Source organism: Streptomyces sp. RKND-216 (assembly GCF_004795255.1).
In the GTDB taxonomy this organism is placed as follows: domain Bacteria; phylum Actinomycetota; class Actinomycetes; order Streptomycetales; family Streptomycetaceae; genus Streptomyces; species Streptomyces hazeniae.
In genome coordinates this window covers 3,866,076-3,880,203 of record NZ_SSBQ01000002.1, presented here as the reverse complement: position 1 = coordinate 3,880,203, position 14,128 = coordinate 3,866,076, and the positions used below count along the sequence as shown (strand labels likewise).

Sequence of the window (14,128 nt, the reverse complement as noted above, 5' to 3'; positions counted from 1 at the left end):
GTGCCGTGGTGGGGCCCGGGCGGGCCGGGGTCACGCGGGCGAGCAGACCTCGGTGAGATTGCTCGCTGCGTCGTTGACGGCACTCATGTCGGGGGCGCGGCCCTCGTTGACGGCGGTGCGGGCGTCCCCGACAGCGGTGTTGAGGTCGCCGACGGCACTCTTGACGTCGGCGCTGTCGGTGGACTTCTCGATCTCGTCGAGGTTCTTCTCGATGCTGTCGAGGGCTTCCTTGGCCTGCGTGGGGTCTTCGCCCACGGAGGAGGCGGCGTTCTGGAGGTCTTCGACGCTCTCGGCGACGGTGACGGCCGTGTTGGCGCAGTCGAGCGCCTTGTCGATGGCGCCGCAGCCCACGGCGAGCGTGGCCGTGGCGGCCACGACGACAGCTGTGACGGCGGTGGACAGAGTGCGACGCACTGGGTTCCCTCCCGAGAGCTTGGACGGGCCGCACGGATCGACCCGTACGGCCCGTACCTTCTCAGACGCGTAAAGCGCTCGCAAAGTTCCGTCCCGGCGGGCGGTTTTGCGGGCGGTGCCGCCCGTGGGTTCAGTCGGCGGCGAGGGCCTGGCGCTGGCCGCCGTCGAGCTGGGCGCAGCCCTTGACCGCGAGGTCGAGGAGAGCGTCGAGTTCGGTGCGGGCGAAGGGGACGCCCTCGGCGGTGCCTTGGACCTCGACGAAACGGCCGTCGTCGGTGCAGACGACGTTCATGTCGGTCTCGGCGCGGACGTCCTCCTCGTAGCAGAGGTCGAGCATGGGGGTGCCGTCGATGATGCCGACGCTGACGGCGGAGACGGCTCCGGTGAGGGGCTGGGCCTTGGAGCGGATGAGCTTCCTGCCCTGGGCCCAGGTGACGGCGTCGGCAAGCGCGACGTAGGCGCCGGTGATGGCGGCGGTGCGGGTGCCGCCGTCGGCCTGGAGCACGTCGCAGTCGAGCACGATGGTGTTCTCGCCGAGGGCCTTGAAGTCGACGACGGCGCGCAGGGAACGGCCGATGAGGCGGGAGATTTCGTGGGTGCGTCCGCCGATGCGGCCGCGGACGGCTTCGCGGTCGCCGCGGGTGTTGGTGGAGCGGGGCAGCATGGAGTACTCCGAGGTCACCCATCCCTCGCCGGTGCCCTTGCGCCAGCGCGGGACGCCTTCGGTGAGGCTGGCGGTGCAGAGCACGCGGGTGTCGCCGAAGGAGACGAGGACGGAGCCTTCGGCGTGCTTGCTCCAGCCGCGTTCGAGAGTGACGGGGCGCAGCTGGTCGGGTGTCCTCCCGTCGATGCGGGTGACGTCGGTGTCAGACATGGGGGCGAGCCTAGTCGCATGGGGGCGGGGCCCGTACGGCGGCTGCGGGGCGGGCGGGGTCCGTGCGGCCGCGGGCGGGGGCCCGTGCGCGGGGCGGCGCCCGGGCGACGCTCACATGAGGTCTTCGATCTCCTCGGCGATCGGGTCGGCGTCGAGGCCGAGCACGACCTGGATCATGCTCCCCATGCGGACGACGTCACTGGCCCCGGCGCTCTTCAGTGCGGCGACGTCGACGAGTGCGGCGTCGCCGACCTCGGTGCGCAGGCGGGTCACGCAGCCCTCGACGACTTCGATGTTCTCGATGCCGCCGAGTCCGGCGACGATCCTCTCCGCCTTGCCGGCCATGGCGTCCTCCTCTGCCGTGCTCCGAGAGTACGCCGGGGGCGGTCAGATCTCGTGGACGGCGCCGGCGCGGGCCAGCTCGACGGGGCCGGGGAAGGCGGCCTTGGCGTCGCGCAGGTTGGCCTGGGGGTCGGTCCACGGGGGGACGTGGGTGAGGAGCAGCTTCCGGGCCTTGGCGCGTTCGGCGCACTGGCCTGCCTGGAGGCCGTTCAGGTGGAGTTCGGGGATGTCCTCCTTGCCGTGGGTGAAGGAGGCTTCGCAGAGGAAGAGATCGGCGCCGGCGGCGAGGGCGTCGATCTCGTTGCACGGGCCGGTGTCACCCGAATAGGTGAGTACGCGTCCGGTGTCGCGGTGCGTGATGCGGAAGCCGTAGGCCTCGACGGGGTGGCGTACGAGGGCGGTGCGCACGGTGAAGGGGCCGGTCTCGAAGGTGCTGCCCGGGGTGAGGGTGCGGAAGTCGAAGACTTCGCTCATGGAGGAGTCGGTGGGGGTGTCGGCGTAGGCCGTGGTCAGCCGGCGTTCAGTGCCGTCGGGTCCCCAGACGGGGAGGGGGGCGCAGCGGCCGCCCTCGTGCCGGTAGTAGCGGGCGACGAAGTAGCCGCACATGTCGATGCAGTGGTCGGCGTGCAGGTGGCTGAGCGCGATGGCGTCGAGGTCGTAGAGGCCGCAGTGCCGCTGGAGTTCGCCGAGGGCGCCGTTGCCCATGTCGAGGAGCAGCCGGAAGCCGTCGGCTTCGAGAAGGTAGCTCGAGCAGGCCGATTCCGCGGAGGGGAAGGACCCCGAGCAGCCGACGACTGTGAGCTTCATGGAGCGGGAACCTCCGTGGGCGGCCGGTCTTCTGCTCCCCACGCGTGGTGGTCGCGACCGCCGCGTCGGTGAGGAGGTGGTTTTCCGAGCGTAAGGCGCGCCGGGCCCGGTGACTCCTCGGGACGTGCGTGTGTGGGCGGAATCACCAGCGCGGGGTAGGTGTGACCACGGAGGGAGAGTGATGACGGTTGAGCACGGGATGGTGGCTGATGTTGGGGCTGGTCGTGGTGTTCGCGCTGGTCGCGGCCTATGTGGACGGGACGGGCCGGTTGCGGAGGCGGCGTCGGGGCACGGCGCGCTCCCGGCGTGACGCGTCGCGCCGGGAGCCGCCGCCGGAGGAGGGCTGAGCGGTCAGGCCCAGAGCTGGCCGTGGAGGGTGTCGACGGCGGCGTCCGTGGACGCGGCGGTGTACACGCCGGTGGACAGGTACTTCCAGCCGCCGTCGGCGACGATGAAGACGATGTCGGCGTTCTCGCCGGCCTGGACGGCCTTGCGGCCGACGCCGAGGGCGGCGTGCAGGGCGGCGCCGGTGGACACCCCGGCGAAGATGCCCTCCTGGGAGAGCAGCTCGCGGGTGCGGGCGACGGCGTCCTCGGAGCCGACGGAGAACCGCGAGGTGAGGACGGAGGCGTCGTACAGCTCGGGGACGAAGCCCTCGTCGAGGTTGCGGAGGCCGTAGACGAGGTCGTCGTAGCGGGGTTCGGCGGCGATGATCCGGATGTCTGGCCGCTGTTCGCGCAGGTAGCGGCCGGCGCCCATGAGGGTGCCGGTGGTGCCGAGGCCGGCGACGAAGTGGGTGACGGACGGCAGGTCGGCGAGGATCTCCGGGCCGGTGCCGGCGTAGTGCGCGCCGGCGTTGTCGGGGTTGCCGTACTGGTAGAGCATCACCCAGTCCGGGTGTTCGCCGGCGATTTCCTTGGCGACGCGGACGGCGGTGTTGGAGCCGCCGGCGGCGGGTGAGGAGATGATCTCGGCGCCCCACATGGCGAGCAGCTGGCGGCGTTCTTCGCTGGTGTTCTCGGGCATGACGCAGACGATGCGGTAGCCCTTGAGCTTCGCGGCCATGGCGAGGGAGATGCCGGTGTTGCCGGAGGTGGGTTCGAGGATGGTGCGGCCGGGGGTGAGCCGGCCGTCCTTCTCGGCCTGTTCGATCATGTGGAGGGCCGGGCGGTCCTTGATCGAGCCGGTGGGGTTGCGGTCCTCCAGCTTGGCCCAGATCCGCACGTCGGGGGACGGGGACAGCCGCGGCAGCCGTACGAGGGGGGTGTTGCCGACGGCTGCCAGCGGCGAGTCGTAGCGCATCAGCGTGCGCCGCCGGCGACGGCGGGCAGGATGGTGACGTTGTCGCCGTCGGTGAGCGTGGTGGTGATGCCGTCGAGGAAGCGGACGTCCTCGTCGTTGAGGTAGACGTTGACGAAGCGGCGGAGTTCGCCGCCGTCGACGAGGCGGCCCTGGATGCCCGCGTGGCGCGACTCGAGGTCGGTGAAGAGCTCACCCAGCGTGGCGCCCTCTCCGGTCACGGTCTTCTCGCCGTCGGTGTAGGTGCGCAGGATGGTCGGGATACGGACCTCGATGGCCATGGATGCTCCTGGTGAGGAAGGAAGGGGGCAGGCTGTGGCGTGCGTGGTGCGTGCGTGCGGGTCGTGCGGACCGTACGGGCGGGCGCGTCGGCGCGGGCACCGTCCCGGGTGGGGCACGGTGTGCCGCGGGCGCGGGCTCAGCGCGAACAGATGGCGCTGGCGAGGCGGCACAGGTCGACGTGCAGGCGCGCCACGAGCAGCGTCGTGCCCGGGCCCTTCTCTTCAGCGCTCACGTCGTGGACAACCATGGCCTCATCGTAGCGATTCCCGGGGCGGGAATCGGATGTCGGTATCACCATACGGACGTTCTCGTCTCATCTCCGCCGTGCCGGTTCAAGCGTCGTAGGCGGGGACGACGCCTACTTCCTCCTCTTCCACGGTTCCGTCCACGATGCGGAAGGAGCGGAAGGAGAACGGGCCCTCGTCGTTGCCGCAGTCGGCGGTGGAGACCAGCACGTAGTGGGCACCGGGCTCGTTGGCGTAGGAGATGTCGGTGCGCGAGGGGTAGGCCTCGGTGGCGGTGTGCGAGTGGTAGATGACGACGGGCTCCTCGTCGCGGTCGTCCATCTCGCGGTAGAGCTTGAGCAGGTCGGTGGAGTCGAACTCGTAGAACGTGGGCGACCGGGCCGCGTTCAGCATCGGGATGAACCGCTCGGGGCGGCCGGAGCCGGCGGGGCCGGCGACGACGCCGCACGCCTCGTCGGGGTGGTCGGCGCGGGCGTGGGCCACGATCGCGTCGTGCAGCTCCTGTGTGATGGTCAGCATGATATGCAGGATAAGCACAGGCCCGGTGGGCTCCCCGCGGGGTGCTCACCGGGCCTGTGCCTGGTGGGGACGTCCTCCCGGCAGCGCCGGGCGGGCGGTCAGACCGACGTGGCGCCGGCGAGTCCGGGGCCGCCCTGGCCGGGGACGGAGTCCCGGGGCTCGGAGGCCTCGATCTGCTCGTCGGTCTCCCCGGCGTCGCGCCGGCGGACGTACTCCAGGACCCGGCGCAGCTCGCGCTTGACGACCGGGGCCAGGAAGTACAGGCCGATGATGTTGAACACGGCGGCCAGGAAGAGGAACGAGTCGGCCATCGTGACCAGCGAGCCGAGGGACATCAGCGCACCGGAGACGACGATGGTGCAGAAGAAGATCTTGTAGATCAGCTCACTGGCACGGCTGCGGCCGAAGAGGTAGGTCCAGGCCTTCAGTCCGTAGTAGCTCCACGTGATGATCGTGGAGATGGCGAACAGCAGGACCGCGACGGTGAGGACGTACGGGAACCAGGGGATCACCGTCTCGAAGGCGTCCGAGGTCAGGGCGACGCCGGACTCGGGAGCGGCACCGGTGGCGGCCTTCTCGCGGGCGTCCAGGAAGCTCTGCGGCTGGGCGATGACGATGGTCAGGGCCGTCATGGTGCAGATGAAGACCGTGTCCAGGAAGGGCTCGAGCATGGCCACGAGACCCTCGGTGGCGGGGCGCTTGGTCTTCACCGCGGAGTGGGCGATCGGCGCGGAGCCGATGCCGGCCTCGTTGGAGAAGGCGGCGCGGCGGAAACCCTGGATGATCGCGCCGATGATGCCGCCGACGACCCCCTCGGGGCTGAACGCGCCCTGGAAGATCTCGCCGAAGGCGTCCGGGACCGCGGTGATGTTGAAGGCGATGACGATGACGCAGGCGGTCACGTAGAGGAGCGCCATGCTCGGGACGAGCTTGCTGGTGACCGCGCCGATGGACTTCATGCCGCCGATGAGGACGAGTGCGACGACCGCGGCGATGAGGAGACCGAAGAAGAAGGCGCCGCCGGAGCTGGTGAAGACGCTGTCGTCCTTGCCGGTGACCGACTGGAGCTGCTCGAGGCTCTGGTTGACCTGGAAGAGGTTGCCGCCGAAGAAGGTGAAGAACAGCAGCGAGACGGCGGAGCCGACGGCGAGCACCTTGCCGACGCCGGCGAAGCCGCGCTCGGCCATGCCCTTACGCAGGTAGTGCATCGGGCCGCCGGAGACGGTGCCGTCGGCGTGGATCTCGCGGTACTTCACACCGAGGGTGCACTCGACGAACTTGGTGGCCATGCCGAGGAGGCCGCAGAGGATCATCCAGAAGGTGGCGCCGGCGCCACCGATGGTGACGGCGATGGCGACACCGGCGATGTTGCCGAGACCGACGGTGCCGGACACCGCGGAGGTCAGCGCCTGGAAGTGGCTGACCTCGCCCGGTGCGTCCTTCTGCTCGTACTTGCCGCGTACGAGCTTGAACGCCACCTTCAGGTGGCGCAGCTGGGCGAAGCCGAAGTAGGTGGTGAAGACCAGACCCGCCACCACGAGCCAGGCGACGATCCAGGGGAAGTCGTGTCCGAAGAGGTGGACCTCGTAGAAGACGACCTCGGCCATCCACGTGGCTATGGGCTCGGTGAAGTCGCTGATCGCCTGGTCGACGGACTCGAGGAACGAGGAGTCAGTGTTGGCCATGGAATTCCTCTGGCAGTTTCGGCCGCCTGGGGGTGCGGGCTGCGTGCGTGCGGAGTTCACCGGGGGCTGGTAAATCTCGCGTGTGTTGGGGGAGTTCCTACCACGCAGAGCGACACACGTCGCGTGACCCACGTCACACTTGTGGATAACAGCCGGATACACTCCCCGCGAACCATGCCAAAGCGGACATGATGCGCCGGATAATCGTGTAGGTGGCACGATTATCGGGCGCCTCGGGTCACCCAGCGTGGCAGTGCGCGCCGCTCAGCCGGGCAGCGTCTCCACGAGGGTCTCCTGGAGCGCGCCGAGCCACAGGTAGGCCATGACCATGGGCTTGCGCGGGTCGGAGTCGGGGAGGGTGTAGAGGCCGCCGCCGTCCTCGTCGTCGGTGACCTCCAGGCGGGCGCCGATGGCCAGCCGGAGGTCGTTGAGGGCCCCGAGCCACTGACGGGAGTCGTCCGGGGCGAGGCGCAGCACGGCGCCGCCGTCACCCTCCGGAGTGAGGGCGTCCAGGGCGCGGACCACCGCGAGGGCGTCGCCCCGCTTGCGGGCCCGCAGGTCCAGTTCGGTGAAGCGCCGGAACTCGGCGGAGGCGGCCCGCGCCTCGGTCGCCGCCTCGGCGCTCGCGGGTTCGGCTCCGGGGTCACCGTAGGCGTCAGGGAAGAGCCGCGCGAGCGCGGGGTCGGTGGGCGGCTCGCTGGGTCCCTCGGCGAAGAGTTCGGCGAGGGGGTCGCCCCCCTGGGCCGGTTCGTCGCCGGGGCCGACGAGTTCCATGAGCTGAACTGCGAGGCTGCGGAGGATGGAGATCTCCACCTCGTCCAGCGCGACCGCGGCGCCGCCGTCGGCGGTGGGCTCGAACTGTCCGGCCATCAGCGGTCCTGGGTGAGGGTGGCCCACAGGCCGTACCCGTGCATGGCCTGCACGTCGCGCTCCATCTCCTCGCGGCTGCCGGTCGAGACCACGGCCCTGCCCTTGTGGTGGACGTCCATCATCAGCTTCTTGGCCTTGTCCTTCGGGTAGCCGAAGTAGCTCTGGAAGACATAGGTCACGTAACTCATCAGGTTGACCGGGTCGTTGTGCACGAGCGTCACCCAGGGGACGTCCGGCTCGGGTACCTCGACGGGCGCCTCGCGTGACTCCGGGCGTTCGATCTCCGTGGGTGCGACGCTCACGTGTCCCATGCTGCCACCCCCCGGGGGCCGTCGCGCAAACGGCTCCCCGGACGAGGCGGCGCGACACCGCTCCCGGATATCGTCACTCTGACGAGATATGGGGTAGCATCATCGTATGGACACAGGGGATCTGGGACTGCCGGTGCCGGTGCCGTCCACGGCGCTCTTCACCGACCAGTACGAGTTCACGATGCTTCAGGCCGCGCTGCGGGGCGGCACCGCCGACCGCCGCTCCGTCTTCGAGGTCTTCACCCGGCGGCTGCCGGAGGGCCGCCGCTACGGCGTCGTCGCCGGCACCGGGCGGGTGCTGGACGCCATCGAGAACTTCCGGTTCGAGGAGAAGGTACTGCGCTTCCTCCGCTCGCACGGGGTCGTCGACGATCCCACCCTCGACTGGCTCGCGGACTACCGCTTCCGTGGCGACGTGTACGGCTACCCGGAGGGCGAGGTCTACTTTCCCGGCTCGCCGATCATGCGGGTGGAGGGCACCTTCGCGGAGTGCGTGCTGCTGGAGACGGTGATCCTCTCCATCCTCAACCACGACTCGGCGGTCGCCGCCGCGGCCTCCCGCATGGCCGTCGCCGCGGGCGGGCGGCCCCTGGTCGAGATGGGCGCCCGGCGCACGCACGAGCTGGCCGCCGTCGCCGCCTCGCGCGCCGCCTACCTCGGCGGCTTCGCCTCCACCTCCGACCTGGCCGCCGGCTTCCGGTACGGCATCCCCACCGTCGGCACCAGCGCGCACTCTTTCACGCTGCTGCACGACACCGAGCGGGACGCCTTCACCGCGCAGGTGAAGTCGCTGGGCAGCGGCACCACGCTGCTGGTCGACACCTACGACGTCGCCGAGGCCGTCCGCACGGCCGTGGAGGTCGCCGGTCCGGGACTCGGCGCCGTGCGCATCGACTCCGGCGACCTGCTGCTGGTCGCCCACCGGGTACGGCAGCAGCTCGACGAGCTGGGCGCCACCGACACCAGGATCGTGGTCACCAGCGACCTGGACGAGTACGCCATCGCCTCGCTGGCCGCCGCACCGGTGGACAGCTACGGCGTCGGTACCCGCCTGGTCACCGGCAGCGGACACCCCACCAGCTCGATGGTCTACAAGCTGGTCGCCCGGGCGGACGGGGACGGGCCGGACGCCCCGATGCGCTCCGTGGCGAAGAAGTCGACCGGCGGCAAGACCTCCATCGGCGGCGCGAAGTGGGCGGCCCGGCCGCGCGACGCGGCCGGCGTCGCGGAGGCGGAGCGCATCGGCACCGGCCCGGTCCCGGAGGAACTGGCCGGCGTGACGCTGCAGGTGCCGCTGGTGCGCGGCGGCGAGACGGTCGGGCGCGAGCCGCTCGACGCCGCGCGCGATCGGCACCGGCGCGCCCTGGCGGGGCTGCCGATGTCCGCCACACAGCTGTCGCGCGGCGAGCCGGTGCTGCCGACCGAGTACGTCTGAGCAACCGCAGGGTCCGTTTCGGCCGAGGAGACTCGAGGGCCGAGGAGATTCGAGGAGGGTGCACTGATGCACAGGGCACTGATCGTCGTGGACGTGCAGAACGACTTCTGCGAGGGGGGCAGCCTCGGCGTGGCCGGCGGCGGGGACGTCGCCGCCGCCATCACCGAGCTGGTCGGCGACACCGCCGCGGGCTACCGCCACGTGGTGGCCAGCCGGGACATGCACATTGATCCGGGGGACCACTTCGCGGAGAACCCAGACTTCGAGCGCTCCTGGCCGCAGCACTGCGTGGCCGGCACGGAGGGCGTCGGCTTCCACCCGCACTTCGCCCCCGCCGTCACGGCCGGCGGGGTCGACGCGGTCTTCGACAAGGGGCACTACACCGCCGCCTACAGCGGCTTCGAGGGCGCCGACGAGCACGGGACGTCGCTCGCCGACTGGCTGCGGGCACGGGAGGTGACCGAGGTCGACGTCGTGGGCATCGCGACGGACCACTGCGTCCGGGCGACGGCGCTGGACGCGCAGGCGGCGGGGTTCCGGACGCGGGTGCTGCTGGAGCTGACGGCGGGAGTGGCCGCCGGATCGACGGAACGGGCCCTCCAGGAGCTGCGCGCCGCCGGCGTGGACCTCTCCGGAACGCCCGTCCTGCGGAGCAGCCGGTAGGACCTGTCCGGCCGCCGCCCCGACGGCCGGGAGGGCCGCCAGGGGGCCGTCTCCGGCTTCCTGGAGCCGGGACCGGTCCTCAGGGGCATCCCGGGCCGTCGGGGAGGTCAGGCGGCGCGGAGGAGGGCGGCTATGGGCTGCCAGGACTCCGTGTCGTCGTGGGGCCGGGCGCGCCAGACGAGGCCGTCCGGGTGGTGCAGGACGGCGGTGACCTCGTCGGGCGTCGGCGGCTCCGCGTTGCCCCGCAGGTACACCGCGCGCATGCCGAGGTTTCTGAGCCTGGTCAGCGCCCTGGCCCGGTTGACCGCGTGGACCAGCACCCGCACGCGCGGCTCGTCCTCGCCGCCGGGGTGCCAGCCCGCCGCCCGTACGGTGTGCGCCGCGTCGGCGTGGGCGGACCAGCGCTGCGGCCACCCGTCGGTCTCCTCGACGGGGGCGGGCCGCTGCCGCCAGGGCCAGGCGCCCGCGGCCGCCGGGAGCCCGCTGGGGCGCGGCACCGGCAGGGACAGCGCGACGATCACGCTGCCGTCCGGCAGCCGTACGAATCCGCCTCCGGCCATGATCAGGTTCTCCCCCGTTGTCGTGGTCTTCCGATGGGCCTACAGGAGGCATCTATAGCGCGGATCGGCCGCTGCCCGCCAGGGGCAACGGCCGATCATGTTTTGACCTGCAACGATGCAAATCAGCGCGTGGACGGACCCACCTGGACGGTCATCGTCTTGCCGCTGAAGGGCTGCTCGACGATGGCGATGCGGGTGTTGGTGTCGGGCACCTTGACGCTCGACTCCGGGTTGGTCTCGTACCAGTACTTGCCCTTGTGGTCGTCGAAGACCGGCTTGCCCCACTTCGGCCAGACGAACGTACGTTCGCCGTCGTTGTGGAGGGCCATGCCGCCCGACGGGTACCAGCTGAAGGCCGAGTCGTAGCCCTGGATGCGCGGACGCATCAGGGTGTCGTCGCCCCAGCGCTCCGGCTTGGCGTGCGCGTCGATGGGGAGGATCAGGCCCTCACCTGCGTGCTGACCGACGTTGTTGTCCTTCTGGGAGGTGTCCCAGAGCCAGACGAGCATGCCGCGCTGGTAGGCGTAGCGCTCCACCCAGTCCGGCTTGTCGGTGGCCCAGCCGAAGTTGTACGGACCGGTACGCAGCGACTCGTCGTAGCTGACGTACTGGCGGTTCTCGACGATGTAGAACTGCGGGTACGACTTGGTGAAGGACTCCTCGATGCGCGAGAAGCCGTCCGTCGTCCAGCCGTTGTCGCCGTCCTCCGCGCCGTCCTCGAACACCACGGCGCCGTCGGCGGTGATGCTGAGAGCGTCGGCCGCGAAGCCCTTGGGGGCCACGCCGCCGTCCGTCTGGTAACGGAAGCGAAGGTCGAACTTCTGGCCTGCAAAGGCGTCGAGGGAGTACGTGAGGTCCTTGTACGCGCCCGACTGACCGTGCAGCGCCGGACGGTCGCCGCCGTCCCGCGGGATCGGCTCACCGTCGACGGTGCCGTCCAGCACCGTCCAGTTGTCGCCGCCGTCCGTGGACACCTCGGTGTAGAGGTAGTCGTAGTTGGCCTCGATGTCGTACCAGCCCTTGAAGTCCAGCGAAGCGCTGGTCTTCCCGGTCAGGTCGACACCGCGGGTGAGCGTGTTGCTCAGGTCGTCACCGCTGCCGCTCCACCACTGCATGCTGCCCTCGGCGGGCTTCACGATGGTGGTCGTCTTCTCCTTGTCCGGGAGTTCGACGATCAGCGCCTGCGGGTTCTTGGTGTTGTAGTTGTGCACGCCCAGCTTGTGGGTGGACTTCGTGGCCGCCTTCGCGGTCTCGTAGTCCAGCCAGCCCAGCTGGAACTTGTCCCAGGCGTTCAGGTCGCCGGCCCAGTCGCCGATCGAGTCCTCGCCCTTGTTCAGCCAGGAACCCGACGACATCAGGGACCAGAAACCGACCGAGTTCTCGCCGGTGCCGGAGGTGTCGTAGTGGTCCGGCAGACCGAGGTCGTGACCGTACTCGTGCGCGAAGACGCCGAGGCCGCCGTTCTCCGGCTGGACGGTGTAGTCGCCCACCCAGATGCCGGTGTCGCCGATCTGGGTGCCGCCGGCCTGGTTGTACTCGGGGCCAGTGCTGCCGACGTCGTGACCGTAGGCGTACCAGCGGTGGGCCCAGATGGCGTTCTCGCCCTGCGCGCCGCCGCCGGCCGACTCGTCCTCACCGGCGTGAATCCACTGGAAGTGGTCGATGTAGCCGTCACGCTCGTTGAAGTTGCCGTCACCGTCGTAGTCGTAACGGTCCCACTTGTCGTACTCGGCGAGCATGTCGGCGATCTCGGCGTCCGTCTTGCCGGAGGCCTTCTGGCCCTCGACCCAGGCGGTCACGCCGTGCTTGATCGCGTCCCACACCGTGGAGCAGGTGGTGGCGCCGCAGTAGTTCGAGCCGTAGCGGGCCTCGTTGTACTCGACCTTGACCCAGTCCGAGACGTGGCCCTCGACCGAATAGCGGCCCGAGGACTGCTTCTCGTAGAAGCTCTTCAGGGAGCCTTCGCCCTCGCCGAAGTAGACGTCCTCGAAGTGCTCCCGGTTGAAGTCCTCCTGCCAGTAGGTGGAGTTGTCCTTCGACCGGTCCGGCTCGGCGATCTCGTTGTGCCCGGGACCGGCTTCGCCGCCGTACTCCGGGTCGACCTTGTCACCGAACTCGATGAGCACGGTGAAGATCTTGTCGGTCTTCTCCCGCTGGAGTTCGACGTACTTGTTGTCGTCGAGCTTCATGACCCGGGAGCCGTTGCGCTGGAAGGTCTCGGCCTTGCCCTTGTCGCCCTCCCCGGCGGCCAGCTTCTCCAGGGCGACCTGCTTGCTCTGGCGCTGCTGCTTGCTGAACGGACCGTCCAGGTTGTGCGGGTGCTCATGCCCCTCGACCTTGGCCGGCTTGCTCTGGGCGTCCGGGTTGGCTTCCGGCTGTGCCTGAGCCGATGTGGCTGGCATCAGAACGGCCGCGCCGAGCGCGGCAACCGTGGTGACCAGGGCAGCCGACCTCGATCTTGTGGATCTCCGTCTGCTGTTCACTCGCTTGTGTCCTCCCCTGCAAGCGCTGAGACTTGACGACGGTATTCGACCGGAGTATCGCGGAAAAAGACAGCCCTTGATTCGTTATCGACCGCACAGTAGGTTGCTGTGCTCTGTGTTGGCATGGACGAGACACTGGGACAGCCGTGCGCCCGTGCGCCCCTCGTGCACCGCGGCGTGACCGAGGTCATGCTTCGCCGGGGTGCGGGAGGGGCATCTCGCCGTAGGAGCCGTTCTGTGGCACGCACTTCGGGCCGAAGGGGCGTTCGCCGGGCGGCCCGGACGGACCCCGACCACGATCTCCCCTCAGGACGGACACGCCATGCCGCGCCCGACTGCCGCACAGTTCGCCTACGGTGCCCTCACGGTCGTTCTCGCGACCCTCGCCATGCTGCTCCTCTCCCAGACCCGTTCGGGAACGGGCATCGTGGTCATCGCCGTCGCCGCCCTGAGCCTCGGCCTCCTGGTCTCCTGCACGGCTGCGGCCCGCGCCCCGTCGGGCCGTTCCGTCCCCGCCCGTACGGCTCCCGCTCGGGCTCACGTTCCCGAGCGGACCGCCGCCCGCTCCGAGCCGGCCCACCGGACGCCCGCCTCGCTGCGCCGGTGACGCCCGCCCGCCCCCGCCACGTCAGTCCGCGACGACCACGACGGTCTTCGCCGCCTTGTCGTGCAGACACTGGTGGTAGGGCTTGTCCCAGGTGCAGTACAGGACGTTGATCAGCCAGAAGAGGAAGCCCAGACAGGGCACCAGCGCGGGAATGCTGTAGACCGCCGCGCGCACCCAGCCGGGCGTGCCGTGCGGCGCCGCACCGTCCTGGAGCACCGCCACCCGGATCTTCATCAGCTTCTTCCCGACCGTCTGGCCCGAACGCGTCAGCATCAGACCCTCGTAGAGGAAGTACACCAGCGTGTAGAAGCCGCCCTGCCAGTACTGCGTGCCCGCGTCGTCGTAGGAGTCGAAGCCGGACATGAGCCCGGAGACGATGCCGACCGGGATGCCGACGATCAGGGCGTCGACGATGCGGGCGAGCAGGCGTTTGCCGCGCGAGCCGAGCGGCGGCATGCCGGCGAGGGGATCGGCGCCGGCGCCGCCGTAGGGATCGCTGTACGGAGCCCCCGGCGGCGGCCCGCCCTGCGGGGACGCGTACGGGCCGCCGACGCCGCCGGGTGGCGGCGGGGGCGGCCGGTCGGGCGGAGGTTCGCCGGGACGCTGCTCACCGGGGGGCGGACTGCCGGACCCCGGCTCGTCCGGCTGCGGCCTCTTGCGGAAAGGGTCGTTCTCCGGCTGCTCCGTGCTCATGGCACGAGTCGACCCCGCACCGGACGCCTCCGCATCCGG

Annotated in this window: 16 protein-coding genes and 2 pseudogenes; 4 read left to right on the top strand and 14 right to left on the bottom strand. The window is 70.3% G+C overall.

Annotated features, from left to right (window positions below):
- Positions 1-30: 30 nt before the first annotated feature.
- The 4 genes and pseudogenes from E4198_RS17305 to E4198_RS17290 form a co-directional block, all read right to left on the bottom strand.
- Entirely contained in the window at positions 31-414 is a 384-nt protein-coding gene (locus tag E4198_RS17305) for a hypothetical protein (protein WP_136183957.1), read from the bottom strand.
- Positions 415-544: 130 nt separating this feature from the next.
- Positions 545-1,288 carry a ribonuclease PH gene (gene rph, locus E4198_RS17300; protein ID WP_136183956.1) on the bottom strand — a complete coding sequence of 248 codons (744 nt, stop codon included), beginning with the start codon at positions 1,286-1,288 and terminating at the stop codon, positions 545-547.
- A gap of 111 nt (positions 1,289-1,399) precedes the next feature.
- A pseudogene (locus tag E4198_RS17295) lies at positions 1,400-1,636 on the bottom strand (glucose PTS transporter subunit EIIB); the annotation flags it as partial.
- A 39-nt stretch (positions 1,637-1,675) separates the two neighbouring features.
- Positions 1,676-2,437: an MBL fold metallo-hydrolase gene (locus tag E4198_RS17290; RefSeq protein WP_136183954.1), complete on the bottom strand. Its 762-nt coding sequence runs from the start codon at positions 2,435-2,437 to the stop codon at positions 1,676-1,678.
- A gap of 188 nt (positions 2,438-2,625) precedes the next feature.
- On the opposite strand from E4198_RS17290, the gene E4198_RS24970 reads away from it, so the two are divergent.
- On the top strand, positions 2,626-2,784 hold the full coding sequence (locus E4198_RS24970; protein ID WP_168711460.1) for a hypothetical protein: 159 nt from the start codon (positions 2,626-2,628) through the stop codon (positions 2,782-2,784).
- 4 nt (positions 2,785-2,788) lie between these two features.
- Here the strand turns inward: E4198_RS24970 and E4198_RS17285 are convergent, their stop codons facing one another.
- From E4198_RS17285 to clpS, 7 genes are all read right to left on the bottom strand, one after another.
- Entirely contained in the window at positions 2,789-3,739 is a 951-nt protein-coding gene (locus tag E4198_RS17285; protein WP_136183953.1) for a cysteine synthase, read from the bottom strand.
- Positions 3,739-4,017 (bottom strand): MoaD/ThiS family protein, encoded by a 279-nt coding sequence (locus E4198_RS17280; RefSeq protein WP_027763483.1) that lies wholly within the window; start codon positions 4,015-4,017, stop codon positions 3,739-3,741. Before E4198_RS17280 ends, E4198_RS17285 begins: the two co-directional genes overlap by 1 nt.
- Positions 4,018-4,154: 137 nt before the next feature.
- Positions 4,155-4,265 (bottom strand): putative leader peptide, encoded by a 111-nt coding sequence (locus E4198_RS25820; protein ID WP_311671773.1) that lies wholly within the window; start codon positions 4,263-4,265, stop codon positions 4,155-4,157.
- A gap of 85 nt (positions 4,266-4,350) precedes the next feature.
- A complete protein-coding gene (locus E4198_RS17270; protein ID WP_136183952.1) occupies positions 4,351-4,782 on the bottom strand; it encodes a M67 family metallopeptidase in 432 nt (143 codons plus the stop codon).
- Between the two features lie 98 nt (positions 4,783-4,880).
- Positions 4,881-6,467 (bottom strand): alanine/glycine:cation symporter family protein, encoded by a 1,587-nt coding sequence (locus E4198_RS17265; protein WP_136183951.1) that lies wholly within the window; start codon positions 6,465-6,467, stop codon positions 4,881-4,883.
- 264 nt (positions 6,468-6,731) lie between these two features.
- Complete coding sequence (locus E4198_RS17260) at positions 6,732-7,337, bottom strand: DUF2017 domain-containing protein (RefSeq protein ID WP_136183950.1); 606 nt, start codon at positions 7,335-7,337, stop codon at positions 6,732-6,734.
- A complete protein-coding gene (clpS, locus tag E4198_RS17255; RefSeq protein WP_136183949.1) occupies positions 7,337-7,648 on the bottom strand; it encodes an ATP-dependent Clp protease adapter ClpS in 312 nt (103 codons plus the stop codon). The genes E4198_RS17260 and clpS overlap by 1 nt, the downstream gene beginning before the upstream one ends.
- A gap of 106 nt (positions 7,649-7,754) precedes the next feature.
- Between clpS and E4198_RS17250 the strand changes: the two genes are divergently transcribed.
- Both E4198_RS17250 and E4198_RS17245 read left to right on the top strand, forming a co-directional pair.
- A complete protein-coding gene (locus E4198_RS17250) occupies positions 7,755-9,083 on the top strand; it encodes a nicotinate phosphoribosyltransferase (protein WP_136183948.1) in 1,329 nt (442 codons plus the stop codon).
- Positions 9,084-9,149: 66 nt separating this feature from the next.
- Complete coding sequence (locus tag E4198_RS17245; protein WP_136183947.1) at positions 9,150-9,746, top strand: isochorismatase family protein; 597 nt, start codon at positions 9,150-9,152, stop codon at positions 9,744-9,746.
- 107 nt (positions 9,747-9,853) lie between these two features.
- On the opposite strand, the pseudogene E4198_RS25550 reads toward E4198_RS17245, so the two are convergent.
- A pseudogene (locus E4198_RS25550) lies at positions 9,854-10,075 on the bottom strand (hypothetical protein); the annotation flags it as partial.
- A 353-nt stretch (positions 10,076-10,428) separates the two neighbouring features.
- Positions 10,429-12,789, bottom strand: coding sequence for an immune inhibitor A domain-containing protein (locus tag E4198_RS17235; RefSeq protein WP_168711459.1), 2,361 nt, complete (start codon positions 12,787-12,789; stop codon positions 10,429-10,431).
- 322 nt (positions 12,790-13,111) lie between these two features.
- On the opposite strand from E4198_RS17235, the gene E4198_RS17230 reads away from it, so the two are divergent.
- The gene (locus tag E4198_RS17230) at positions 13,112-13,396 is read left to right on the top strand and encodes a hypothetical protein (RefSeq protein ID WP_136183944.1); all 285 of its coding nucleotides are present in this window, start codon (positions 13,112-13,114) and stop codon (positions 13,394-13,396) included.
- 21 nt (positions 13,397-13,417) lie between these two features.
- Here the strand turns inward: E4198_RS17230 and E4198_RS17225 are convergent, their stop codons facing one another.
- Positions 13,418-14,089 (bottom strand): RDD family protein, encoded by a 672-nt coding sequence (locus tag E4198_RS17225; RefSeq protein WP_136183943.1) that lies wholly within the window; start codon positions 14,087-14,089, stop codon positions 13,418-13,420.
- Positions 14,090-14,128: the final 39 nt, after the last annotated feature.